This window comes from Aneurinibacillus soli, assembly GCF_002355375.1.
GTDB classification, from domain to species: domain Bacteria; phylum Bacillota; class Bacilli; order Aneurinibacillales; family Aneurinibacillaceae; genus Aneurinibacillus; species Aneurinibacillus soli.
On record NZ_AP017312.1, the window covers coordinates 976,213 to 998,726 of the forward strand.

24 protein-coding genes are annotated in these 22,514 nt (G+C 45.9%); 19 read left to right on the forward strand and 5 right to left on the reverse strand.

Annotated elements, in window-relative coordinates:
- The first annotated feature begins 13 nt into the window (after window positions 1–13).
- A complete protein-coding gene (locus tag CB4_RS05045) occupies window positions 14–2,389 on the forward strand; it encodes an S-layer homology domain-containing protein (RefSeq protein ID WP_157737791.1) in 2,376 nt (791 codons plus the stop codon).
- Between the two features lie 210 nt (window positions 2,390–2,599).
- Complete coding sequence (locus CB4_RS05050; protein ID WP_157737794.1) at window positions 2,600–3,247, forward strand: S-layer homology domain-containing protein; 648 nt, start codon at window positions 2,600–2,602, stop codon at window positions 3,245–3,247.
- Between the two features lie 7 nt (window positions 3,248–3,254).
- On the opposite strand, the gene CB4_RS05055 is transcribed toward CB4_RS05050, so the two are convergent.
- Together CB4_RS05055 and CB4_RS05060 are read right to left on the reverse strand one after the other, a co-directional pair.
- Window positions 3,255–3,755, reverse strand: a complete 501-nt coding sequence (locus CB4_RS05055; protein WP_096467636.1) for a phosphatidylglycerophosphatase A family protein — start codon at window positions 3,753–3,755, stop codon at window positions 3,255–3,257.
- A 60-nt stretch (window positions 3,756–3,815) separates the two neighbouring features.
- A complete protein-coding gene (locus CB4_RS05060) occupies window positions 3,816–4,601 on the reverse strand; it encodes an SDR family oxidoreductase (RefSeq protein WP_096463848.1) in 786 nt (261 codons plus the stop codon).
- A gap of 102 nt (window positions 4,602–4,703) precedes the next feature.
- On the opposite strand from CB4_RS05060, the gene CB4_RS21820 reads away from it, so the two are divergent.
- Window positions 4,704–5,192 (forward strand): NUDIX domain-containing protein, encoded by a 489-nt coding sequence (locus CB4_RS21820; protein WP_096463849.1) that lies wholly within the window; start codon window positions 4,704–4,706, stop codon window positions 5,190–5,192.
- 452 nt (window positions 5,193–5,644) lie between these two features.
- Here CB4_RS21820 and CB4_RS20825 read toward each other — a convergent pair whose 3' ends face one another.
- Window positions 5,645–5,800 (reverse strand): hypothetical protein, encoded by a 156-nt coding sequence (locus CB4_RS20825; RefSeq protein WP_157737797.1) that lies wholly within the window; start codon window positions 5,798–5,800, stop codon window positions 5,645–5,647.
- A 38-nt stretch (window positions 5,801–5,838) separates the two neighbouring features.
- The gene (locus tag CB4_RS05070; RefSeq protein WP_096463850.1) at window positions 5,839–6,666 is read right to left on the reverse strand and encodes a methyl-accepting chemotaxis protein; all 828 of its coding nucleotides are present in this window, start codon (window positions 6,664–6,666) and stop codon (window positions 5,839–5,841) included.
- Between the two features lie 290 nt (window positions 6,667–6,956).
- Here CB4_RS05070 and CB4_RS05075 point away from each other — a divergent pair, with 290 nt between their 5' ends.
- The 16 genes from CB4_RS05075 (at window position 6,957) to CB4_RS05150 (ending at window position 21,848) form a co-directional block, all read left to right on the forward strand.
- Window positions 6,957–7,406: a PaaI family thioesterase gene (locus CB4_RS05075; RefSeq protein WP_096463851.1), complete on the forward strand. Its 450-nt coding sequence runs from the start codon at window positions 6,957–6,959 to the stop codon at window positions 7,404–7,406.
- Window positions 7,407–7,429: 23 nt separating this feature from the next.
- On the forward strand, window positions 7,430–8,755 hold the full coding sequence (locus CB4_RS05080; RefSeq protein ID WP_096463852.1) for a phenylacetate--CoA ligase family protein: 1,326 nt from the start codon (window positions 7,430–7,432) through the stop codon (window positions 8,753–8,755).
- 12 nt (window positions 8,756–8,767) lie between these two features.
- A complete protein-coding gene (locus CB4_RS05085) occupies window positions 8,768–9,625 on the forward strand; it encodes a 3-hydroxyacyl-CoA dehydrogenase family protein (RefSeq protein WP_096463853.1) in 858 nt (285 codons plus the stop codon).
- The gene (locus CB4_RS05090) at window positions 9,609–10,364 is read left to right on the forward strand and encodes a 3-hydroxyacyl-CoA dehydrogenase family protein (protein WP_096463854.1); all 756 of its coding nucleotides are present in this window, start codon (window positions 9,609–9,611) and stop codon (window positions 10,362–10,364) included. The genes CB4_RS05085 and CB4_RS05090 overlap by 17 nt, the downstream gene beginning before the upstream one ends.
- The gene (locus tag CB4_RS05095) at window positions 10,361–11,560 is read left to right on the forward strand and encodes a thiolase family protein (protein ID WP_096463855.1); all 1,200 of its coding nucleotides are present in this window, start codon (window positions 10,361–10,363) and stop codon (window positions 11,558–11,560) included. The genes CB4_RS05090 and CB4_RS05095 overlap by 4 nt, the downstream gene beginning before the upstream one ends.
- Before the next feature lie 18 nt (window positions 11,561–11,578).
- The gene (locus CB4_RS05100; protein WP_096463856.1) at window positions 11,579–12,778 is read left to right on the forward strand and encodes a thiolase family protein; all 1,200 of its coding nucleotides are present in this window, start codon (window positions 11,579–11,581) and stop codon (window positions 12,776–12,778) included.
- Window positions 12,779–12,861: 83 nt separating this feature from the next.
- A complete protein-coding gene (locus CB4_RS05105) occupies window positions 12,862–13,740 on the forward strand; it encodes a branched-chain amino acid ABC transporter permease (RefSeq protein WP_096463857.1) in 879 nt (292 codons plus the stop codon).
- Entirely contained in the window at window positions 13,740–14,750 is a 1,011-nt protein-coding gene (locus tag CB4_RS05110) for a branched-chain amino acid ABC transporter permease (protein ID WP_096463858.1), read from the forward strand. The genes CB4_RS05105 and CB4_RS05110 overlap by 1 nt, the downstream gene beginning before the upstream one ends.
- The gene (locus CB4_RS05115; RefSeq protein ID WP_096463859.1) at window positions 14,747–15,550 is read left to right on the forward strand and encodes an ABC transporter ATP-binding protein; all 804 of its coding nucleotides are present in this window, start codon (window positions 14,747–14,749) and stop codon (window positions 15,548–15,550) included. The genes CB4_RS05110 and CB4_RS05115 overlap by 4 nt, the downstream gene beginning before the upstream one ends.
- Window positions 15,551–16,288 (forward strand): ABC transporter ATP-binding protein, encoded by a 738-nt coding sequence (locus CB4_RS05120; RefSeq protein ID WP_096463860.1) that lies wholly within the window; start codon window positions 15,551–15,553, stop codon window positions 16,286–16,288.
- Window positions 16,289–16,338: 50 nt separating this feature from the next.
- A complete protein-coding gene (locus tag CB4_RS05125) occupies window positions 16,339–17,523 on the forward strand; it encodes an ABC transporter substrate-binding protein (RefSeq protein ID WP_096463861.1) in 1,185 nt (394 codons plus the stop codon).
- A 176-nt stretch (window positions 17,524–17,699) separates the two neighbouring features.
- Window positions 17,700–18,698 carry a 1,2-phenylacetyl-CoA epoxidase subunit PaaA gene (gene paaA, locus CB4_RS05130; RefSeq protein WP_096463862.1) on the forward strand — a complete coding sequence of 333 codons (999 nt, stop codon included), beginning with the start codon at window positions 17,700–17,702 and terminating at the stop codon, window positions 18,696–18,698.
- Window positions 18,699–18,701: 3 nt separating this feature from the next.
- A complete protein-coding gene (locus CB4_RS05135) occupies window positions 18,702–19,034 on the forward strand; it encodes a 1,2-phenylacetyl-CoA epoxidase subunit B (RefSeq protein ID WP_096463863.1) in 333 nt (110 codons plus the stop codon).
- A 19-nt stretch (window positions 19,035–19,053) separates the two neighbouring features.
- Window positions 19,054–19,881 (forward strand): 1,2-phenylacetyl-CoA epoxidase subunit PaaC, encoded by an 828-nt coding sequence (gene paaC / locus CB4_RS05140; protein WP_231956150.1) that lies wholly within the window; start codon window positions 19,054–19,056, stop codon window positions 19,879–19,881.
- Between the two features lie 16 nt (window positions 19,882–19,897).
- On the forward strand, window positions 19,898–20,386 hold the full coding sequence (gene paaD, locus CB4_RS05145; RefSeq protein WP_096463865.1) for a 1,2-phenylacetyl-CoA epoxidase subunit PaaD: 489 nt from the start codon (window positions 19,898–19,900) through the stop codon (window positions 20,384–20,386).
- A 19-nt stretch (window positions 20,387–20,405) separates the two neighbouring features.
- On the forward strand, window positions 20,406–21,848 hold the full coding sequence (locus tag CB4_RS05150; protein ID WP_096463866.1) for an NAD-dependent succinate-semialdehyde dehydrogenase: 1,443 nt from the start codon (window positions 20,406–20,408) through the stop codon (window positions 21,846–21,848).
- A 406-nt stretch (window positions 21,849–22,254) separates the two neighbouring features.
- On the opposite strand, the gene CB4_RS21425 is transcribed toward CB4_RS05150, so the two are convergent.
- Window positions 22,255–22,470: a hypothetical protein gene (locus CB4_RS21425; RefSeq protein WP_146226622.1), complete on the reverse strand. Its 216-nt coding sequence runs from the start codon at window positions 22,468–22,470 to the stop codon at window positions 22,255–22,257.
- Window positions 22,471–22,514: the final 44 nt, after the last annotated feature.

The window sequence follows — 22,514 nt, forward strand, 5'->3', positions numbered from 1 at the left end:
GAGGGGAAATCTTTTGGTTAAGAAAAATATTGTTAAAGTAGTAACGACAGTGACGTTGTTAAGTTCTTTTGCCCTTCCTGTACAGGCAGCTACTTCTTTTGTTGACATTAACAATTCGTATGCAAAAGATGCCATTCAAAAGCTTGCAGATGCAGGCATTCTAAACGGGAAAGGAGAGGGCGTATTCTCTCCAACGGGAACAATTACACGTCAGGATTTTGCCATTGTTCTAGCAAAGGCTTTGAATTTAGATACGACTCATATTCCTACAACAGCTACATTCTCTGATATTCCTCCAACTCATTATGCTTTCAAGTATGTAGAAGCAGCAGCAAAAGCTGGCCTTATAAAAGGAAATGGGAACGGAACGTTTGGCAATGAACAAAATTTATCCAGACAGGATATGGCAGTTATTTTTGTACGGGCTTTAGGAGTAGATCCTAAGGGGAAAGCAGCTAACTTAAAATTTAGCGATGCAGCTTCTATATCCGATTATGCAAAAGATGCCGTAGCCTATGCTGCGGAACTAGGATTAATCCAAGGAAATAGTGATGGTACCTTTAGTCCTCAGAGAATAGCGGATAGACAGGCCGTTGCATCCGTAGCAAGTAAATTTCTCAAAGTAGTTGAGACGAACAGAGATCAAAACCCAGCACCAAACAATCCAGGTATTCCTACACCGAGTCAACCAACCAAGCCGACTCCTGCACCAGCTACAAATAACAGTAGTAATACAGGAGGAAGTAGTGGAGGTGGTGGAAGTAGCAGTAGCAGTAGTCGAGACTATACAGCTCCTACAGTTACCCTTATTTCAACGTCTCCAATTGTAATAGGGAATAATGTGATCGTTACAAGTAATGAGACGGGTATCGTATATCTCGTACCAACTACAGAGAATCCGAGCAATAAGGAGCAATTAGAGAATCTTGTTTCAGGCGGCCGTGCTAAAAAAGCATCGGTTACTTCTATACAAACAAATACAAGCATCACTACCGAAGGATTACTAGCAGGGAGTTATAAGACATATGCAATGGATGCAAGTGGAAATGTATCAGTCCCTACATCTGTAATTGAGCTTAGGATCGCTCCGGTTAACCATGATCCAGTGGTGTCAAATCCGATTCCCCCTTTAACATCTGTCATAAAAGATGGAGCAAAAATCGTGAGCCTGGCAAATGTATTCAGTGATTCGGATGGGGATGTCTTGACTTATAATGTGGTATCGTCAAATTCAAGCGTGGCAACCGTAGGGATAAACGGAACGGATCTTACTGTTACGCCAGTAACGGCAGGTACATCTACGATTACAGTAACAGCAAGTGATGGAAAAGGAGGTACGAAAACGACTAGCTTCACTGTCACGTTTACAGCATCGAATCATGATCCTAACGTGAAAAATGGGATTAGTTCAGTGACAGCAGTAGTAACGGATGGACCACAGACTGTAGGTCTGGCCGATGCATTTGAGGATCAAGATGGCGATACTTTGACATATATTGCCGAATCATCATCTGATAGTGTAGCGAAAGTAGAAGTCAGTGGGACGAATCTAACAATTAAACCAGTTTCAGCTGGCGAAGCCTCGATTAAAGTGACAGCCAATGATAATAAGGGTGGAACAATAAGCCAAACCTTCACCATAACGGTCGTTCCAGATGGTGTATATGGTGCGGTTAATGCTACTACTATTGTTTCGGATACTCGAAAGGCTATTGATGAATCAGCAACCCTCCTAAATTTGACGTCGTACAAGTTGCTTAGCTTTTTCCAACGTGATCAGGTGGCACAAGCCGTTTTGGATAGTAAAGGTACAGGATATAAAAGTCGTTTAGAAATCCAGGATGTTATCGATAGAGCCGTTAATGAAATAAAAAATGGCGGTAATGAACGAGATGCTGTTCAAGCAGTGAATGAAGCAACAACAAATGAAGAAATGTGGGCTGCTCTAAGGTCTCCAAAGTTGCATCTAGACAATAGCAACTACAAGGACTTGGAAGGTTATGAGCTGGAAATCGTAGCTAAATATTTGATAGATAATCGAGGTACAGGCTATGCAACCCGTGATGCTATTCAGCAAGAATTTGATCATATTATCGATATGATTTTACAAGACTGGGGTGACATTGTAGCTGATGTAGGAGCTCTTAAACTGGAATATGCATCGGGAGATTCTAGGAATAGCGTCACACAAAATCTTGTTCTTCCAACAGTTGGAGCGAAACGTGGAGCTAGTATTGTATGGACTTCTAGTAATCCAGATATTATTTCAAACCAGGGTGTTGTCAGTCGTCCAAGTGGAGATACAAAGGTTAAATTAACAGCACTTCTGACAAATCGATATGAGCATTATTCGGTTACATTTACTATCACTGTTAAAGCAGCAGAATAAATCTTGCGTCGATCAGTAGAGCAAAGTTTTAGAATAGAATAAGTATAAAGAAGCCTGACATATTCCCTTATAGGGTAGTATGTCAGGCTTTTATTTATGATCTTTATAATCTCTAGTAGGAACGTAGCAACTTTCTTTATTCATGTAGCGTCAATAGGATAACTCTAGAGGATTATGGAATAATTGTATAGTACAAGGAGAGCGATAACTGTGAAAAAAATAGCCACCTTAACTTTTACAACCCTGTTGCTAAGTAGTTTGACATTTAGTACTGCATTTGCTTTTACAGATTTAGATAAAGGGCAAACAGAAGCGGTTTCATTCTTAAAAGACCGTGGAGTTGTGAGAGGAATGGATCACGATCATTTTGTGCCTAAAGGGAAGATCAGTTATGCACAAAGCGTACAGATGATTGTAAAGGGCTTAGGTTTAAATCTGAATACGATACGCTTTAGTAAATCACCAGTGGCATCAAACATCTACACAGACATTCCAAATAATGCTTGGTATTCAGATGCTTTTGTTATTGCGTATTATAATGGTCTGGAGATTCCAAAAGACGTGAACCCGAATGCAACCATTACACGTGAACAGTTTGGTGATTTATTAATTCGTGCTTTAGAAAAGAATGGCGACTTTCCGATGGTGAAAATGTTTATAGAGATCAAGGACGAGAACCAAATCAATCCAGAATATCAAGGTAGATTACAACGGATGCTTCTTTATAAAATAACCGAACTTGATAAAGATGGCAAGTTAAATCCAAAGGGCGATCTAACGCGTGGAGAAGCAGCAGTTTGGATATACAAGGCAATTCGTGTTTTGGATGCTCATACGCCAAAAACGATAGCAAAATAAGCAACTTTCATTTGGTTCCAAAGCGGCGGTGAGCAAGTCGACTGGCCGCTGCCGCTGCAATCGCACCCACAATATCGTCAAGGAAGGTATGACAGACACCTTCCTTTTTTTCGTTTAATGTTTTGAGAATCCCTGGCTTTACTTTATCAATAAATCCGTAGCTCGTAAATCCGATGCTACCGTATACATTCACAATGGCTAGTGCGAGTACCTCGTCAACACCATACAAACCTTCGTCTGTCTCTACAATACATTGCAGCGGCTCAACAAGCGCTTTTTGTTCCGCCAGCATGTCCAACTGAATACCGGTAATGATCGCATTTTGAATCTCACGTTTTTCTAGTACGCGCTGAATATTGTGCAGACATTGCTCACGTGTGAGATCTGGATAATACGGTTTTTGTAAATATTCTACGAGATCCACCAGATCATCCATTGACACCCCACGTTTTGTAAGCAGCTGATAGGCGGCACTGCGGACCTTCTCATCTTGAACAGCCGTATCCATATTGCTCATCCGCATACATCCTCTCTGGAATAAGTGATTTGTAGTAAGAAAGATTTTCTCTTACCTTTCCCCTTCCAGCTTGTACTTATTCAATACATCCTTGCCACCGGTTACTTCCAATACGGTTCCCGTAATAAAGTCGGATGCTTCTGCACAGAAAAACGAAATCGCACGGGCAATATCTTCCCCGGTTCCGGCGCGTCCAACCGGTGTATCTCCCTGGTCGATCTGCCGGGCCTCTGAAATTCGTCGTTGTTTATCGTCCCCGATAATATCACCGGGGCACACCATATTTGCTGTAATACCAGCTTCCGCTTCTTCAAGTGCAATCGTTCGGGTAAGGGAGACGAGCCCGGTTTTGGCAGCGGCGAAAGCAGAGCGATACATCCACCCTGGAGCGGTTTGTGCTTTCTCGAACCCAACGGTTACAATGCGTCCAAAGCGTTGGCGACGCATATAGGGAATGGCTGCACGGCATAAATAAAACGCGCTTGATAAATTTCCATTCACCATCGCGTCCCATTCACTTGGCGTGTAGTCCGCTAATTTTTTTCGTTCTTTAATATATGGTCCGGCATTTAGAATAAGCATGTCCAGGCTTCCCCATGCATCGATAACAGCAAGGGCCATGCGCTCTGCATCAGCCGGGTGGCTTACATCGCCTGAAAGAAGCAATGTTTCAGAACCGTAGGCCGTTTCAAGCTCATGCTTGAGATGCTCTGCTTCCACAACACTTGTGCGGTAGTTAATGGCAATTCGGATTCCGTGGGAAGCGAGTTCGTGAGCGATACGGACTCCGAGACCTCGCGCGCTTCCGGTAATCAATGCCGTACGGTTACGTTTCACAAAACCATCCCTTCCTGTTTAAAATGCATATGCTCGCTTGATTTCATTGTATATAAGGTTTTTACTTAAGAAAAGGAGCAAATATGCGAAAGAGGCGAAACGATGAAGACATATTATTTTTATGACAAAAGGCAACAATTTATTTCGCTTACATTCTCTCCAGAAAACTTCCGTCGTGACGCAAAACATGTGCTCATCTGGGCATATGCGGACGAAAATCGGGAGCAAATCGTGCTAACGAAACATGATAAACGCGGGTGGGAGATGCCTGGCGGTAAGGTGGAACCAGGAGAGGCTCCAGAGGAAGCGGCTGTGAGAGAACTGTTCGAAGAGACAGGGGCTCATGCAGGAGAGGTGTGTCAGATTGGGCAGTATGTGATTAGACAAGAGGGAGGAGCTGCGGCTATCGTCAAAAATATTTATACGACCACAGTCACAGCGTGGAGTGATATTCCATCAGGGTTTGAAACGACAGAGCGTCGTGTAGTCTCATCTGATATTACAACGTTTAAAGCAGGGTTTAGTTCGCTGATTCAAGATAATATTTTCCCGTTATGTCGACAGGCGGCAAGGGGTAAGCAAGCGAGATAGCTTTTTTTGGCATCGACAACGTGTAGTGGTAGGGAGTGGGAGAAGGAAGGAGCCGTTCGCTTCGGTACGCTTGCAGGGAAGAAGGCACTGTCCGCTCCGAGAGCCCGGCGAACTCGCCCGCAAAGAAAAGCCGCCGATGTTGGTTCACCGAAGCGTTGCGGGCAAAGGCCCGTTCGTCGTTCTCCCTCCGCTGAGTAGTCGCGTACAGGCGCTCTCTTGCTCCTTCTTTCTCCCCTCCCCGCGCAACGTTTCGGTTTACAAAAAACGCTTGACGCCAGAACGTATTTGCTTGGGTCGCAACTGGCTTTTTGGAAGCCTACTTCTTTTATTTTTTACCTGCATAGCAAAGCTCAGCCTCTTGATTATGCTTGAGGGTTTTCATCCAAACTGTGTCAAGAGCGGGATCGGGCGGGGGAACGGAACGCCTGTACGCGACTCCCCAGCGGAAGGGGTCAGGCGAACGGGCTTTTGCCCACAACGCTTCGATGCACATACATCGTAGGCATGTTTTGTGGGCGAGTTTGCCTGGCACCTGGAGCGGACGGTCCCAACTTCCCTGTAAGCGTACCGAAGTGACGAGGCCCCGCCCGATCTCGCTCCTCTACCACACTTTGGAGAAACCCTCCACCAAGAAGAGGGGGCCTTATTAATAGTCTCTAAACGAACTATGCTCATTCAATAACGAAGCAGTAGCTGCGACTTTTTCAACCATCAGATGAAATTCTTCTGCACTTGTTGAATGTTGGCCGGTTTGAGATGTAATGTCTCGAATAGAAAGCGTGATTTCTTCAATTCCTTGCTGCATACGATTTAGCTGAGTTTGGATTTCTTCTGTAGCTTCTTTACTGCTAACCGCCATTTTTTTAATCTCATCGGCAACAATTGAAAATCCTCTTCCGTATTGCCCGGAACGAGCTGCTTCAATCGCGGCGTTCAGACCAAGTATCTGTGTTCGTGAAGCCATGTTTTTCACATAGTTCAGGATCGTCTCGACATTTTTTATGTCACTATTCAATACTTCTGATTCCCCGGATAGAGCCTGTAAGCGCTTTGCTGTGCGATCTGAAGATTCCGTAATTTCTTCGGAAGAGGAAATCATTTCTTGAACAAGGGCATTTAATTCGTGTGCGCCTTTGCGCAACACATCGAGCTTCTGATTCGAGGTGACAGCAGCGAGCACCCCTACCATTTCTCCCCGCTCTATAATTGGAGTTGCTGTTGAAATATACGCAACGCCTAAATGTTCAGATCCGACTTCGTTCCGTGTTTTCTTTCCCGTTTGCAACACTTGATACGTTACCGAGTTTTTATATTTCGTCATACTTTCCCCGACCGTTAGCTTTAAGTCAATATTTTTACCGGGCATATAAGAGGTAATGATTTCTCGATCCGTTAAAATCAAACAAGTATCTTCTGGATATGTATCTTGAAATATTTTTAAAGATTCAGCTATTTCCAGTAGTTTTTTTGACATTGTATATTCATCCTTTGTATGAAATTATATTTATTCCGTATTTATAACGGATTATAAAAAAGAAAAAATATATAGTAAAACCGAATCATTCAGAAAATTTATTAAATATCTTGACGTATAACGACTCCAATCATTATACTTTAAACATATTACACGTTAAAATAACGTTATATAATTAAAACATTACAATCCTGGGTGTTTAAATCTGGATTATTCGGAATCATTAGTAATATTTTACGTTGGAAACGTTATCATGTCTAGTATGATGGAAAAATGGGTGGTGATGAACTTTGAAACAGATACCGGATGAAAAGAGTCTACATCTTCAACATTACAAACAAATTTGTGAAAAATTAGCGGATGATCCGTTTGCTCGATTCCTTGGTATTCGTTTAGTAGATTTGGGGCCGGGAACCGCTACCGCAGAAGTGGAAGTGGACGGACGACTATTGAATGCTCACGGTACTACGCATGGGGCGGTTATTTTTGCGCTTGCAGATGTTGTGTTCGCGGCTGCTAGCAATTCCTACGGGAAAGTGTCTGTAGCACTTTCGATGAATATTGGTTTTCTTGCTGCAAGCGGATTTGGTGCTCGTCTCCGAGCAACGGCTATAGAAGAAAAGAAGGGAAACCGTACAGCTTGGTATCGAATTACAGTCGAGAGTGATACGGAAGTGGTCGCACTGCTGGATGCTCTGGCTTATCGGAAAAGCGAGTACATTATTCCTATTGAAGAATAGAGATATCCAAGGAGGAACACAACATGATCTTTAACAATGAAATGGAAACGATATCAAGAGATAAAATGGAAGAAATTCAGCTGGAGAGACTGAAGAAAACGATTGCACATGCCTACGAGAATGTGTCATTCCATCAAGAAAGCTTTGCGAAGGCAGGAATTAAACCGGAAGATATTCAATCATTAGACGATCTGGAAAAAGTTCCATTCATGAAGAAAACAGACTTGCGAGAGAACTATCCATTTAACTTGTTTGCGGTTGATATGAGCGAAGTTGTTCGCATTCACGGTTCTTCCGGTACAAAGGGAAAACCAACGGTAGTAGGCTATACAAAACAGGATGTTGAGAATTGGGCTGAAATCGTTGCCCGCGCGATCTGCTGTGCCGGCGGTAAACCAGGAGATATATTCCATAACGCATATGGATATGGTCTGTTTACGGGAGGTATTGGCCTTCATTATGGAGTTGAACGTTTAGGGGCAGCGGTTGTTCCGATTTCTGGTGGGAATACTCCACGTCAAATCACACTCATTGAGGATTTCAACCCACGTGGAATTGCCGCAACACCGTCCTACGTTTTGAATATCGTAGAAGAAATGAAAAAGATGGGCCTCGACCCTCGTGAAACAAGTCTGGAGTACGGCATTTTCGGAGCAGAGCCATGGTCTGAGGAGATGCGTGCTCAACTGGAAGAAGAACTTGGAATTAAAGCGGTTGATATTTACGGCTTAAGCGAAGTGATGGGACCGGGCGTTTCAATTGAATGTTATGAAGCACAGGATGGCCTGCATATCGCAGAGGATCATTTCCTTGCTGAAATCATTGATCCAGAAACAGGGGAAGTGCTTCCGTATGGCATGGAGGGCGAGCTGGTCTTCACTTCTTTGACAAAAGAAGCGTTTCCGGTCATTCGCTATCGTACAGGAGACATTGCATCATTAAATCCAGAAAAGTGCAAATGCGGACGTACAAGCTTAAGAATGTCCCGGATCAAAGGTCGGGTTGATGATATGTTAATTATTCGCGGAGTCAACGTATTCCCGACAGAGATTGAATCGGTTCTATTGAGCTTCAAACAGCTGGCTCCGTATTATCAGGTTGTCATTGAACGGGATGGGTCACTGGACCGCTTTGAAGTGCATTGCGAGGTAACGTCAGCGTTTATGAGTGAAGTGGGTCAACTTGAAGGAAGTACAGAAGTGGCGAAACTCATGAAAGCGATTGGTCATGATATGAAGAATGCTCTTGGTGTAAGCGTTGTCTTACGTATGAATCAGCCGAATTCGATTCCGCGCAGTGAAGGAAAAGCAATCCGTATTGTGGATAACCGCAATAAGGTTATGGCGTAAGGGGGAGCAAGTATGGCAACGGAACAGGTAGGTGTCATAGGCGCAGGAACGATGGGAGCGGGGATTGCTCTTGTCTGCACTCGCAATGAATACCCGGTTATGTTACTCGATGCAAACCAGGCGGTGTTAGATAAGGCGCGTTCCTATATAGAAGCGGCTCTCGAGAAGGATGTACAAAAAGGAAAGATAAGCGAACAGCAGAAAGAGGAAAGTTATCAGCGTGTTCGTTTTGTATCCGATATGCAGGAGTTGGCTTCCTGTACCATCGTGATTGAAGCAGTGCCAGAGCGACTGGAGCTGAAAAAGTCTATTTTCTCTTCGCTTACAGAGATTTGTGCTTCGGATGCATTGTTACTCACAAATACGTCTTCCATTTCGATCACGGAAATTGCCGGGGGACTCTTGAACCCGGAACGCATTCTTGGTTTTCATTTCTTTAATCCGGCTCCGGTTATGCCGTTAATTGAAGTTATTCACGGTAAAAAATCGAGTCAGGAAAACGTAGAGAAGGCGTACCAATTCGCCTGCGATCTCGGTAAAATTCCGGTTCTTGTAGCCGATACACCGGGATTTATCGTGAATCGAATTGCGCGTCCTTATTATAATGAAGCATTGCGTATTATGGGAGATCGGGTAGCTCAACCGGAGCAAATCGATGAGATTATGAAGCGGGCAGGAGGATTTAAAATGGGTCCTTTTGAGCTGCAAGATTTGATCGGCATTGATATTAACTTTGCGACGACAGAATCGGTCTATTCGAATTTCTTCCACGAGGGACGCTTCAAGCCAAGCCGTATCCAGCAACGTATGGTACAGGCAGGTAATCTGGGGAGAAAGACGGGGGAAGGTTTCTATGACTACAACAAATAGAATCGTTTTAGTGACCGGAGCGAGTCCTCTACATCAGGAACTGAAGCACGTAGCGGAAAGTAACGGTTATCACGTAATCGATATGGACCAGCTAGCCGAATATAAGGATCAGATTGAATTGGCGATTGAAGTGAACAGTCTCAATCAGGAAGCAAAAAAGGCAACGATTCAGGAGTTAGATGGAGTTCTGGCAGCGCATGTTCCGATTGTAGCGACATCACTTTCGGTTACCGCAACCGAAATCGCTTCATGGGCAACCATTCCAGACAGAGTGTGTGGATTTGGCACGTTCGTTCCGTTAGTAGAGAGAGAGTTGATTGAAGTAGCACCAGCTCTGCAAACAACCGCTCATACGCTAGAACAGGTGAAAGCGTTTATGCAATCAGTAGGTAAAGATACAGCGGTAGTAGATGATGAAGTGGGTCTCGTATTCCCACGCATTTTATCGCTCATTATTAATGAAGCAGTATTTACGCTCCACGAAGGCACGGCTACGCGTGAGGATATTGATATCGCGATGAAGAAAGGAACGAACTATCCGTATGGTCCACTGGAGTGGGCAGACCGGATCGGCCTGGATGAAGTATATGCGGTTATTCGCGGTCTTCATCACGACCTTGCAGAAGAACGGTATCGCCCGGCTCCACTTCTCCGTAAGCTGGTGCTTGCCGGACGGGTAGGACAGAGAAGTGGACAAGGGTTTTATACGTACGAAGAACAAAAGGTTGGACAACGATGAGTACACAACGAAACGAAGCATATATTGTCTCGGTGGCACGTACGCCAGTTGGACGTCTCGGTGGTGGACTTGCTAGTGTGCCAATGGATGATCTGGCGGCGACTGTAATTCAGGAGACACTTGTGCGAGCTTCTGTTTCCGGTGAACAAGTCGATGGCGTGATTATGGGCAATGTGATTTCAGCTAGCCCGTTTATTAACATTGCACGAGTAGGTTTGCTAAAAGCTGGTTTACCGGAATCTGTTCCGGGATTGACGGTCAATCGTGTATGCGCATCCGGCTTAGAAGCGATTAATCTGGCAGCGCAGTCCATTCAGAGTGGGCACGGAGAGATTATGCTGGCAGGCGGCGTGGAGAATTTGACACGATCTCCGTACATTCTGGAGAAATTCCCTCAGCCGTATCAGCGTGGTCCGCAAACCTTAATCGAATCGTTCGGGGGACCTCGTTCGGCTCCGGTTTCTCTATATGGGGAGTTGACGATGGGCGACACCGCTGAGAATGTGGCGGAGAAATTCGAGATTAGTCGGGAAGACCAGGATGCATTTGCTGTGGAGAGTCAGCGACGGGCCATTCAAGCGATTGATGAAGGGAAGTTTGCCGAAGAAATCGTTCCGGTCGTCATTCCGAACAAAAAAGATGACCCAGTTGTTGTTGATACAGATGAGCATCCACGTCGTGGCACTACTCTTGAATCATTAAGTAAGTTAAAGCCGGCATTCCGAAAAGGTGGAACAGTGACGGCAGGGAATTCTTCTGGGATGAATGATGGAGCGGCGGCAGCTCTTATCATGAGCGAAGCAAAAGTACAGGAGATAGGTGTGAAGCCGCTTGGCCGCATTGTTCATTTTGCCTGCGGTGGGGTTGACCCGAAAATTATGGGAATCGGTCCGGTTGTCGCGATTCGCAAGCTGCTTGATGAAGTAAACCTGTCTATCGAAGATATTGACCTATTTGAACTAAATGAAGCATTCGCTTCTCAGTCACTCGCATGTATTCGTGAATTAGGCTTACCTCTCGACAAAACGAATGTAAACGGGGGAGCCATTGCGCTTGGGCATCCGCTCGGCATGAGCGGGGCCCGTCTGCTTGGGACAATTCTTTATGAGTTGCGTCGTCGAAATAAGCGATATGGTGTCGTGTCATTATGCATAGGTGGCGGTCAGGGACTCGCCACTCTTGTAGAAGCACTATAAAGAATGGGGAGAAATGAGATGAGAACACCTGTAATTATAGATGCAGTACGCACGGCAATCGGCAAGCACGGCGGTGCGTTAAAAGATGTTCGCCCAGATGATCTTGGTGCCGTTGTGATCGAGAAGCTGCTTGCACGCAATCCAATTGACCCGGCAATGATCGATGACGTTGTATTAGGGTGTGCCAATCAGGCGGGGGAAGACAATCGGAATGTAGCGCGGATGTCGTTACTTCTAGCTGGCTTGCCTGTAACTGTACCGGGTGTTACGGTTAATCGCTTGTGTGGCTCTGGACTGGAAGCGGTGAACCAATCAGCCAATGCAATCATCGCAAATCGTGGTGATGTATACATTGCAGGTGGAACCGAAAGCATGACACGTGCTCCGCTTGTGATGATGAAGCCAGGGGCGGCTTATCAGCGTGGCAATGTGCAGCTGCATGACACGACATTAGGCTGGCGGTTGATTAATGATAAGATGGCGGCTGTGTATCCGCCGATCTCATTAGGCGAAACCGCAGAAAATGTGGCGGAGCAGTATGGTATTACGCGCGAGATGCAGGATGAGTTTGCGCTGACTAGCCAGCAGAATTATGCGCGTGCGGTAGCAGAAGGAAAGTTCGCCGCTGAAATCGTACCTGTAGAAATTAGTGGGCGCAAAGGAGACGTTACGATTTTTGAGCAAGATGAGCATCCACGTTCAGGAGCTACGATCGAGCAACTAGTCGGGTTAAAACCTGCTTTTAGAAAAGCCGGTACAGTAACCGCTGGAAACTCATCCGGGTTAAATGATGGAGCGGCAGCACTTCTTTTAATGGAAGAAACAGTCGCACGCGAACAAGGATTGAAGCCGCGTGCTCGTGTGATTGCATCCGCAGTTGCCGGGGTAGATCCATCGGTTATGGGGATTGGTCCTGTTCCTGCGGTACGCAAAGTGTTGCAGCGGTCAGGTCTATCTATTTCTGATATCGGCTTGTTTGAATTTAATGAAGCATTTGCTGCGCAGGCAGTTGCTTGCGTGCAAGAATTGGCTGTTCCTGTGGAGAAAGTAAATGTGAATGGAGGAGCCATTGCACTGGGTCATCCGCTCGGTGCGAGTGGTGCTCGTATTCTTACGACATTGCTATATGAAATGGAGCGACAGGATGTTCGCTATGGATTAGCTGCGATGTGTATTGGTGTAGGTCAGGGAATTGCTACGATTATTGAACGCGTGTAACCCCCACATGTAGGAGAGGTAATGGAAATAGTAGAGGGCCCTAGGGTCCTCTATATAAAGAAAAGAGAGAAGGGGGAGATACAGTGGCTGAGTTATTGCAATATGTTGCAAATGGTTTAGTTTCTGGTGGTATTTATGCCATTGTTGCTATTGGATTTATTACGATTTACAACGTCAGTAAAGTTATTAATATGGCACAAGGTGAGTTTTTAATGCTAGGCGGAATGATAACGGTTACATTAATCAGTATGAATATTCCTTATGCAGGAGCCGCTATTCTAGCGATCTTACTTGTGACTATCCTTGGGATTCTCATTCAAAAGTATATTATCGCCAACGCCAAAAATGCGAACCCGATTAGTTTGATTATTCTTACGATTGGTGTATCGACTTTAATTCGTGGAGTAGCAAGTTTGCTCTGGGGAAAAGATCCGTTTGCGCTTCCACCGCTGACTAGCAACGATCCCGTAGCGTTTGGAGGAATCACAGTCGCGCAGCAAAGCATCTGGGTAATTCTTTCTGTCCTGTTGATTCTGTTTGGACTCTGGTATCTGATGGATAAAACGATGCTTGGGAAAAAAATCAACGCCTGCTCGGTGAATACGCTGGCCGCAAGACTTATGGGAATTAGCCCGGTGAAAATGACGATGCTGTCATTTGCCATTAGTGCAGCTACCGGAGCCGTTGCGGGAATTGTCATTGCCCCCTTAAGTGTAACTTCTTATGATGTAGGGGCTTTATTGGGGATTAAAGGATTTGCAGCTGTTATTCTTGGAGGGTTAGGAAATCCAATAGGGGCAACGGTTGCCGGTTTTCTGCTCGGTCTTTTGGAATCATTAGGAGCCGGGTATGTCAGTTCAGGCCTTAAAGATGCGATTGCTTTCCTCGTTCTGATTGTCGCACTGTTGATCAAGCCAAGCGGTTTGTTTGGCGAGCGTAGTGTCGGAAAGGGGGGCTTATAATGGAGAGTAAATACAGAAATTTCAGTAAAAAAACCATTCCATATGCTCTTCTCGTACTATTTGCTCCGTTTATTCTTACAGATGATTATTACCATTCTGTCATGGTTGTTGCGGGCATGCATGCGATTGTAGTGCTCGGGCTTTGTCTGGTAATGGGGCTTGCGGGACAGATCTCACTTGGACAGGCAGCGTTTTGGGGGATTGGAGCTTATACATCCGCTGTTCTTACAACGAAATATGGAATACCGCCTATCGCAGGTCTTGTTGCAGCGGCAATCATTCCAGGTTTATTCGCTTTTGTACTAGCGCGGGCTATTGCGGGACTACAGGGGTATTACCTGGCTATGGCAACATTAGCTTTTGGTTATATCGTGCAAATCGGAATCGGAGAATGGGAGTCGGTCACAGGTGGAGCGAATGGAATCATTGGGATTCCTCCGATCGGATTTTTTGGAGAGTCCGAGCTAGGAATGTACTACCTTGTGTGGGGGATCGTCACGATTCTGTTAATTTTCTCGTTAAATCTTGTTCATTCACGTGTGGGACGGGCGTATCGTGCGATTCATAAAAGTGAAATTGCGGCGACTTCAATGGGGATCAATGTTCGCCAGTTTAAGTTAAGTGCTTTTGTAGTAGGCGGAATGTTTGCTGGTATTTCCGGCGGATTATATGCCCATTATATGGGGATTTTGGACCCGCAGCCGTTCGGTTTGCATGAATCGATTTTGTTTATCACGATGGTTGTCATTGGTGGTATGACGAATGTGTGGGGAGCGTTAATTGGTACGATCATTATCGAAGTCATTCGAGAAGTGTTGATTGCCCTTAGCCATGTGATTCCAGAGCTTAAGGGAGATATCGACACGATTGTATACGGTGCTATTTTAATTCTGATTATGATGTTTATGCCGGAAGGACTCGTTCCGCGTATCCGAGCTGTCTATGCGAAATCAAAAGCTAGCAAGGCAGGAGATGTACAGCCAAAACCGGAGAGAGGGGAAGTAGCATGACACACGGAATATTGCAGGTAGAAGAGATCACGATGGATTTTGGTGGTGTTCGTGCCGTCAATCATGTGTCCTTTCACGTAAAGGCCGGAGAAGTTGTTGCGTTAATCGGACCGAACGGAGCGGGGAAGAGTACGGTATTAAACATGATATCAGGTGTGTTAACCCCGACATCAGGCGCGATTTCATTCGCGAACCAAGCGCTGGCACAAGTTCAGGGATGCGACTATGCACCGCTTGGGATTACCCGGACATTTCAAAACTTACAGACGTTTGATGATATGACCGTATTGGAAAACGTCATGGTCGGATTTCATTCTAAAACACGGGCCGGACTTGTGTCATGCGGGCTTAAATTTGGTGCCGCCCGCAAAGAAGAGAAGTATATGCACGATCGGGCAAAGGAGCTTCTCGAATTTGTCGGCATTCACGCGTTGGAGAATCAATTAGCGGGTAGCCTGTCTTACGGGAAGCTACGTTTAATGGAAATCGCCAGAGCATTGGCAGCCGAGCCAAAGCTGTTGCTGCTCGATGAACCGGCAGCAGGCCTTAATCATTCGGAAACAGCTGAGATGACAAAAATGTTCGAGCATATTCGAGCGCAAGGTACAGCCATTCTTCTTGTGGAGCACGATATGGACATGGTTATGAATGTGGCGGAACGGATCGTTGTATTGGATCAAGGAGAAAAAATTGCAGAAGGTACGCCGCATGAAGTCCAGGAGAATCCGAAGGTAATTGCCGCCTATTTAGGACAAGAAGAGGAAGCGGAAGAAGCGCAAGTGATGGCAGGGGGTGTGTAGATGGCTAGCAAGACCGTTTTACATGTTAAGAATGTAACGGCTCGTTATGGACCGATTGAAGTTTTGCACGGGATTACGATGCATGTGCAGGAGGGAGAAATTGTTTCTCTACTCGGCTCGAATGGTGCCGGGAAAACGACTCTGTTGAATTGCATTTGTGGTCTTCATGGGGCAAAAGGTGGAAGCGTAGAATTTGATGGACGAGACATCACCACGATTCCTGCTGAAAAAGTAGTTCCGCTTGGGATGGCACACGTGCCGGAACGCAGGCAAATTTTCTCTACCCTTACCGTAGAGGATAACCTATGGCTTGGTGCTTCTCATCGTATGCCAGCGGTAAGCAAGAAAGAAATTATGCATGAGATTGAAAGTATTTATACGCGATTCCCGATTCTCGGTCAGCGGAGGCAGCAGTTAGGTGGCACGCTGTCTGGTGGGCAGCAGCAAATGCTCGCGATGGGGCGTGCGCTTCTGGCCAGACCGAAGCTATTGCTGCTGGATGAACCTTCACTCGGGTTAGCCCCGTTAATTGCCAAGGAAATATTGGAGATTGTGCGGGAGATCCGTTCGGAATGGGGCACGACCGTGCTATTAGTAGAGCAAAATGCGAGAGCAGCTCTTGCCATTGCCGATCGTGCCTACATACTTGGCACTGGTTCAGTCATGATGGAAGGCAGCGCGAAGGAAATGATGCATGATCCACGCGTACAATCCGCTTATTTGGGCGCTCATGTTTAGGTGTTATGTAAAAATAACATAGATTTTTAAAAAAAATAGGGGGTTTTAGGATGAAGATGAAGAAATGGTTTGCACCTGTAATGGCAGCTTCGCTCGTTATGCTCAGTGCTTGTGGCGGTGGAGGGGGTCAGACGTCCACGAAAAGTCAGGCAACTTCAGGCAGTGCTTCAGATTCAATCAAAGTCGGGGCAGTATTTTCAATGACAGGTGCGAATAGCCCACTTGGTGTGCCTGAGAAGCAGGCTGTGGAGATGTTGGTGAAGGAAATTAATAAAAACGGCGGGGTTAATAATAAGCAGCTGGAAGTTTTGTTTGAAGATGACAAATCAGACAATACAGAAGCCGTAAAAGCGATGAAGAAGCTCGTGACATCTGAACATGTAGTCGCGGTTCTCGGGTCTTCAGGCAGTGGTCCTTCTTTAGGGATGGCTGAATATGCCGCCGCGCAAAAAGTACCGATGATTTCCATGGCGGCAGCAAATAAAATTACGAATCCGGTTCGTGCGGGAATTTTTAAAACGCCGCATACAGATATTCATGGGACAAAACGTATCTATAAATACTTAAAAGAAAAAGGAATCAGCAAAGTAGCGGTGCTGTATGATAGCAATCCGTACGGAAGCGGCTGGGCTGTTCAATTGAAGAAATTTGCACCAGAGTATGGCATTACGATCACAGCAGAGGAGAAATATGGAACAAAAGATCCGTCTATGAGTTCCCAGTTAACAAAAATTAAAGGGACAGATGCACAAGCACTCATTATTGCAGGCACGAACCCTGGCCCATCCACGATTGTAAAAGAAGCGAAGCAACTAGGCCTAAGCATTCCGATTATCAGTTCACACGGAAGCGCGAATGGTAAATTCATTGAGCTTGCCGGAGATGCCGCAAACGGTGTACTACTTGTAGCGGGCAAAATGCTTGTATCGGATCAGATTAGTGACAGTGACCCACAGGCGAAGATTGTGAAGAAGTTCGTAGCGGATTATAAGACTACGTATAATACAAGCGCTGATGGATTTGCTGGCTATGGATACGATGGATTAAATATTCTCGTTGAAGCATTAAAAGCCGCGGGCGGAGATGCTGCGAAGTTACCAGAAGCGTTAGAGAAAGTAAATTATGTTGGGGTAACAGGAGAATTCAAATTTAGTCCGCAGGATCACAATGGCTTAAGTGAAGATAGTATGATTATGGTTCAAGTAAAAGATGGCAAGTTCCAGGTAGTGAAATAGTTTTTGAGAAGGGGCATCCCATTAGCCCCTTCTTTTTTTTGAATTCACAAAATTTATTGACACAAATATATTACAGTATGTTATTATAACGTTATGAAAACGTAATACAAAATAGATTCGTGATCAAGAAGCTATTTTGTAATGAGACGTAAACATGCTAGAGAGGGGAATGTACGATGGGAAAAGCCGCTGAGCAAACAGGGCTGGTAACAGCTCAGGAAGATAATAAAAAGTATGAAGAGTTTTTGGCTAAGATTGAGCGGGGCGAGAAGATTGAAGCAGATGATTGGATGCCGGAAGATTACCGTACACAGTTGATCAAACTTATTGCTATGCATGGCATTAGCGAAATTATGGGAGCGTTTCCAGAGAAGGAATGGGTTCCGAGAACACCAACATTAAAAAGAAAACTTTCACTCATGGCTAAAGTACAGGATGAGGTTGGACACGGACAGCTGCTGCTTCGTGTTGCAGAAGACCTGCTTGCACCACTCGGCAAAACACGGGAAGATCTGCTGGATGATTTATACGCCGGTCGCCTAAAATTCCATAACGTATTCCATATGGAAACAGTAAGCTGGGCAGATGCTGCACTGATCGGCTGGCTCGTCGATGGCGCTGCGATTGTTACCCAAAAAATGCTCGCACATTCTTCATACGCTCCGTATGTACGTGCACTTAAGCGAATCATCATGGAAGAACGCTTCCATGCGTATCACGGTGAAGATATGGTTATTGCACTCGGGGATGGCACACCGCTCCAGCATGAAATGATGCAGGATGCACTGAATCGCTGGTGGCCAGCACTGCTCATGTTCTTCGGTCCACCAGAAGACGGCCCGATCGAGAGCAATCAGAACCTCAATATCCGTTATAAAATCAGAAGCAAAACAAACGAAGAATTAAGACAGGAATTCCTTGGTAAATACGTTCCGCAAATTCGCGCACTTGGACTTAGCGTTCCGGATGAGAGCATTCACTATGATGAAGCAAAACAACAATGGGTATATGCACATCCAGACTATAGCTATCTGAAAAATGTAATCGCTAAAAATCAAGGTCCACGTTCTCAGAACCGTCTCAAGCTGCGGAAAATCGGATTTGATAATAACGCTTGGGTTAGAGAAGCGCTGCTTCATAAGCAACAAGCAGTAGCCAATGAAAGAGGGGTGTAATTCATGAGCACACTTGATGCCAAAGAGTATGATGTATATGAAGTATTCAGCCAGAAAGAGTTAACAGCGAAATTCGAAAGTCAGTTTAGCTTGCTTGCTCCTACACCTGAAATCGCGTTGAGCATGGCACAAGACAACTTCATGCGCCGGGAAGAAGTTCCGGCTAACATTTTCGTCGTGAAACGAGATCACCTTCATTTCGTATCACCGGAAGAGCGCAAAGCTTTCGATCGAATTGATAATAAAGACTATCGCCAACCGGCTCATTATGGATACATTCCATCGAGATGGAGAGAGCTGGCCGCGAAAAATAATACGAGTATATCGGTTGAGTAGAGAAGGAGGGAATCGAATCGTGACGAAACAATATAATACACCAGAAGAAGCGAAGCAGGATCAGCAGTTCTGTGGGGCACTAGTTGAACTGATGTACCAGTTAGCTGATGATGATTTAATCATAAGCCATCGCGGCTCCGAATGGTTGGGTTTATGCCCTCATATCGAAGAGGACGTAGCATTTTCTTCTATTACACAAGACACAATGGGCCATGCAGCTATGTATTATCAAATGCTAGAAGAGCTTGGGATTGGTAAAGCGGATGACCTCGCGCATTTACGCCAAACTGAGGAATACAAAAATGCCGTTCTGACCGAGCGTGTAAACGGTGAAGGGGACTATATGGAAAACCCGGACTACGATTGGGGTTATGCCATTGCCCGTAACTACACGTATGAAATGTTCAAAAAAATTAGACTTGATTCATTGGAAGCGTCTTCATATACACCACTTGCGGATGCCGCAAAGAAAATTAAAAGAGAGCAATTCTATCATCTGTATCACTGGGGAGTGTGGCTGAGCCAGTTATCAGATAGTACTGTTGAGGCACAAACACGCTTGAATGCTGCATTTGCAAAAACATGGGAAGATGTAGACTCCTTGTTTGATCTGGGGCCGAAAGCAGATGCACTTGTGCAAGCTGGCCTCGTACCATCTGGCGATGAGCTGCGTACAACATTTTTGAACACGATGAAAGAAAAGCTGGCAGGCTACAATCTGGTCTGGCCGGGTGAACCTGCTCCTGTTGGAGAAAGTGGACGAGATGGACTGCATTCAGAGGCGTTTGTAGACGCCATTACTCAATTAAGCGAAGTATACAAACTCGCTCCACAGGCTAACTGGTAAGAAGGAGGAGATAGCGATGCAAGACACTTTTAGTTCTCTTGAACAGAAAGTATGGGATAAACTACAACAAGTAACTGACCCGGAAATCACGTCTGTCAGTCTGGTTGAGATGGGAATGGTTGATGGCGTTCAGGTGGATGGAGGAATTGCCACAGTGAGGATGATTCCGACATTTGTCGGCTGCCCTGCGCTCAGCATGATGGAGAGCGACGTCACCAAAGCGGTATCGGAACTGGAAGGAATTACAGAAGTGAACGTGATCTTTCTGAAAAATCCCATCTGGACTTCTGATCGGATTACGGCGGAAGGTAGAGAGAGGTTAAAAGAAGTCGGCATTGCTCCTCCGCCGCTTGAATCCAAACAGGAAGGTGTCTGGGAGATTGAATGCCCGTACTGTGGCTCTCCTCGCACTGTACTGGATAACATATTCGGGCCGACAGCCTGTCGAAGCATTTTCTATTGTAGCACATGTAAAAATCCATTTGAGGCGATTAAACCGGTATAGAAGAGGAGAGTAGCATACGATGACAGACAGCAAAAAAATGTATATTAATGGTGAGTGGATCGAGGCAGAAAGCGGAGAAACACTTGAAATCACGAATCCGGCAAACGGAGAGGTAGTTGGAACAATCAGCTATGGCGATGCTCGCGATGCGAACAAAGCGATTGCAGCTGCTCATGAAGCGTTTAAAAGCTGGTCACAAGCTGCGGCTCGTGAACGCTCCAAATACTTATACAATCTGTATGAATTGGTACGAAAAAATCGCGATGAGCTGGCAGGGCTTATTTCAGCAGAAATGGGTAAGCCGCTTGGAGAAGCGAAGTTTGAAGTACTTGGCGCAGCCGATAATTTTATGTGGTACGCGGAAGAAGCGAAACGCGTATACGGGGAAACCGTTCCTTCATCTACTCCGAACAAACGATTGATGGTGATGAAGCAGCCAGTAGGGGTTGTGGCAGCGATCACGCCGTGGAACTTCCCGGTTAACATGGTAGCTCGTAAAATTGCGCCTGCACTCGCCGTTGGTTGTACGGTTGTATTAAAGCCAGCTGAAAAAGCACCGTTGAGCACGATTCGGATGTTTGAATTGATCGAGGAAGCTGGGTTTCCGAAGGGCGTAGCTAACCTGGTAACAGGTGATGCAAGCTCAATTGGGAAAGAAATTGTCGACAATCCAAAAGTAGCGAAAATTACGTTTACGGGTTCTACAAGAGTGGGCAAGCTTCTGATGGAAGGTGCAGCTGCTCAAGTAAAACGTATCAGTATGGAACTGGGCGGACATGCACCGTTCATCGTGTTTGAAGATGCGGATCTTGATGCGGCTGTCAAAGGCTTGTTCGAGAGCAAGTACCGGAATGCTGGACAGATGTGCATTTGCACAAATCGTCTGTACGTTCATGAGTCGATTGTCGAAGCGTTCACAGCGAAACTGGTTGAGCGCCTACAGAATACAAAAGTGGGCGATGGACGTGTCAAAGGCGTAGAAATTGGTCCGCTGGTAGATGAAGCAGCTCTCACAAGTGTACTCGGACAAATCGAGGATGCTAAGGAGAAAGGCGGCGGCATCGCATTTGGCGGAAATCGTCTGACAGAAGGCGAATACAACAAAGGTTTCTTCATCGAACCGACAGTGATTACAGATGTAACGCCAGAGATGAACATTTATTCCCAGGAAACGTTCGGGCCAGTCGTGCCGATCATCCCATTCCAGGATGAAGCATCCGTACTTGAGATGGCAAATGATTCAATCTACGGCTTAGCAGCGTATGTGTATACGCAAAACAACGCTCGATGCTTCCGAATGGCAGAAGGTCTGGAATATGGTATTGTCGGGGTAAATGATGGTTCACCGACCCAAACACAGGCTCCATTTGGTGGATACAAACAGAGTGGAATTGGCCGCGAAGGTGGACATTACGCGCTGGATGGATTCCTCGAAACCAAATTCGTTTCTTTCGGTGTGTAAGCAATTGGGGATAATAAGAAGGCCTGTGGCGTAGAAGCTGCAGGCTTTTGTTGTATCGACAACGTGTGGTGGTAGGGAGGGGGAGAAGGGAGGAGCCGTTCGCTTCGGTACGCTTGCAGGGAAGATGTGACTGTCCGCTCCGGGAGCCCGGCGAACTCGCCCGCAAAGAAGAGCCTACGATGTTGGTTCACTGAAGGATTGCGGGCAAAGTCCCGTTCGCCGTTCTCCCTCCGCTGGGGTAGACGCGTACAGGCGCTCTCTTACTCATCCCTTCTCCCCCTCCCCGCACAACGTTTCGCTTTACAAAAAACACGCGACGCCAGAACGGCTTTGCTTCCTTGTTTTTTACCTGCATAGCAAAGCTCAGCCTCTTGATTATACTTGAGGGTTCCTTCTCCAAAATGTGTCAGGAGCGGGATCGGGCGGGGCAACGGAACGCCTGTACGCGACTCCCCAGCGGAAGGGGACAGACGAATGGGCCTTTGCCCACAATGCTTCGATGAAAATCCATCGTGGGCATCTTTTGTGGGCGAGTTCGTTTGGCCCCTGGAGCGGACAGTCCTAACTTCTCCGCAAGCGTACCAAAGTGACGAGGCCCCGCCCGATCCAGCTCCTCCACCACACTTTGAGGAAAACCTACACTATACCAAGAAAGGCTGTCCCCGT

What these genes read in the sequence shown, in the direction of transcription:
- CB4_RS05055 (WP_096467636.1), bottom strand. Translation starts at nt 3,755, where the DNA reads ATGGATACGGCTGTTCAAGATGAGAAGGTCCGCAGTGCCGCCTATCAG.
- CB4_RS21820 (WP_096463849.1), top strand. Translation starts at nt 4,704, where the DNA reads ATGAAGACATATTATTTTTATGACAAAAGGCAACAATTTATTTCGCTT.
- CB4_RS05070 (WP_096463850.1), bottom strand. Translation starts at nt 6,666, where the DNA reads ATGTCAAAAAAACTACTGGAAATAGCTGAATCTTTAAAAATATTTCAA.
- CB4_RS05080 (WP_096463852.1), top strand. Translation starts at nt 7,430, where the DNA reads ATGATCTTTAACAATGAAATGGAAACGATATCAAGAGATAAAATGGAA.
- CB4_RS05085 (WP_096463853.1), top strand. Translation starts at nt 8,768, where the DNA reads ATGGCAACGGAACAGGTAGGTGTCATAGGCGCAGGAACGATGGGAGCG.
- CB4_RS05090 (WP_096463854.1), top strand. Translation starts at nt 9,609, where the DNA reads ATGACTACAACAAATAGAATCGTTTTAGTGACCGGAGCGAGTCCTCTA.
- CB4_RS05095 (WP_096463855.1), top strand. Translation starts at nt 10,361, where the DNA reads ATGAGTACACAACGAAACGAAGCATATATTGTCTCGGTGGCACGTACG.
- CB4_RS05100 (WP_096463856.1), top strand. Translation starts at nt 11,579, where the DNA reads ATGAGAACACCTGTAATTATAGATGCAGTACGCACGGCAATCGGCAAG.
- CB4_RS05110 (WP_096463858.1), top strand. Translation starts at nt 13,740, where the DNA reads ATGGAGAGTAAATACAGAAATTTCAGTAAAAAAACCATTCCATATGCT.
- CB4_RS05115 (WP_096463859.1), top strand. Translation starts at nt 14,747, where the DNA reads ATGACACACGGAATATTGCAGGTAGAAGAGATCACGATGGATTTTGGT.
- CB4_RS05120 (WP_096463860.1), top strand. Translation starts at nt 15,551, where the DNA reads ATGGCTAGCAAGACCGTTTTACATGTTAAGAATGTAACGGCTCGTTAT.
- CB4_RS05125 (WP_096463861.1), top strand. Translation starts at nt 16,339, where the DNA reads ATGAAGATGAAGAAATGGTTTGCACCTGTAATGGCAGCTTCGCTCGTT.
- paaA (WP_096463862.1), top strand. Translation starts at nt 17,700, where the DNA reads ATGGGAAAAGCCGCTGAGCAAACAGGGCTGGTAACAGCTCAGGAAGAT.
- CB4_RS05135 (WP_096463863.1), top strand. Translation starts at nt 18,702, where the DNA reads ATGAGCACACTTGATGCCAAAGAGTATGATGTATATGAAGTATTCAGC.
- paaD (WP_096463865.1), top strand. Translation starts at nt 19,898, where the DNA reads ATGCAAGACACTTTTAGTTCTCTTGAACAGAAAGTATGGGATAAACTA.
- CB4_RS05150 (WP_096463866.1), top strand. Translation starts at nt 20,406, where the DNA reads ATGACAGACAGCAAAAAAATGTATATTAATGGTGAGTGGATCGAGGCA.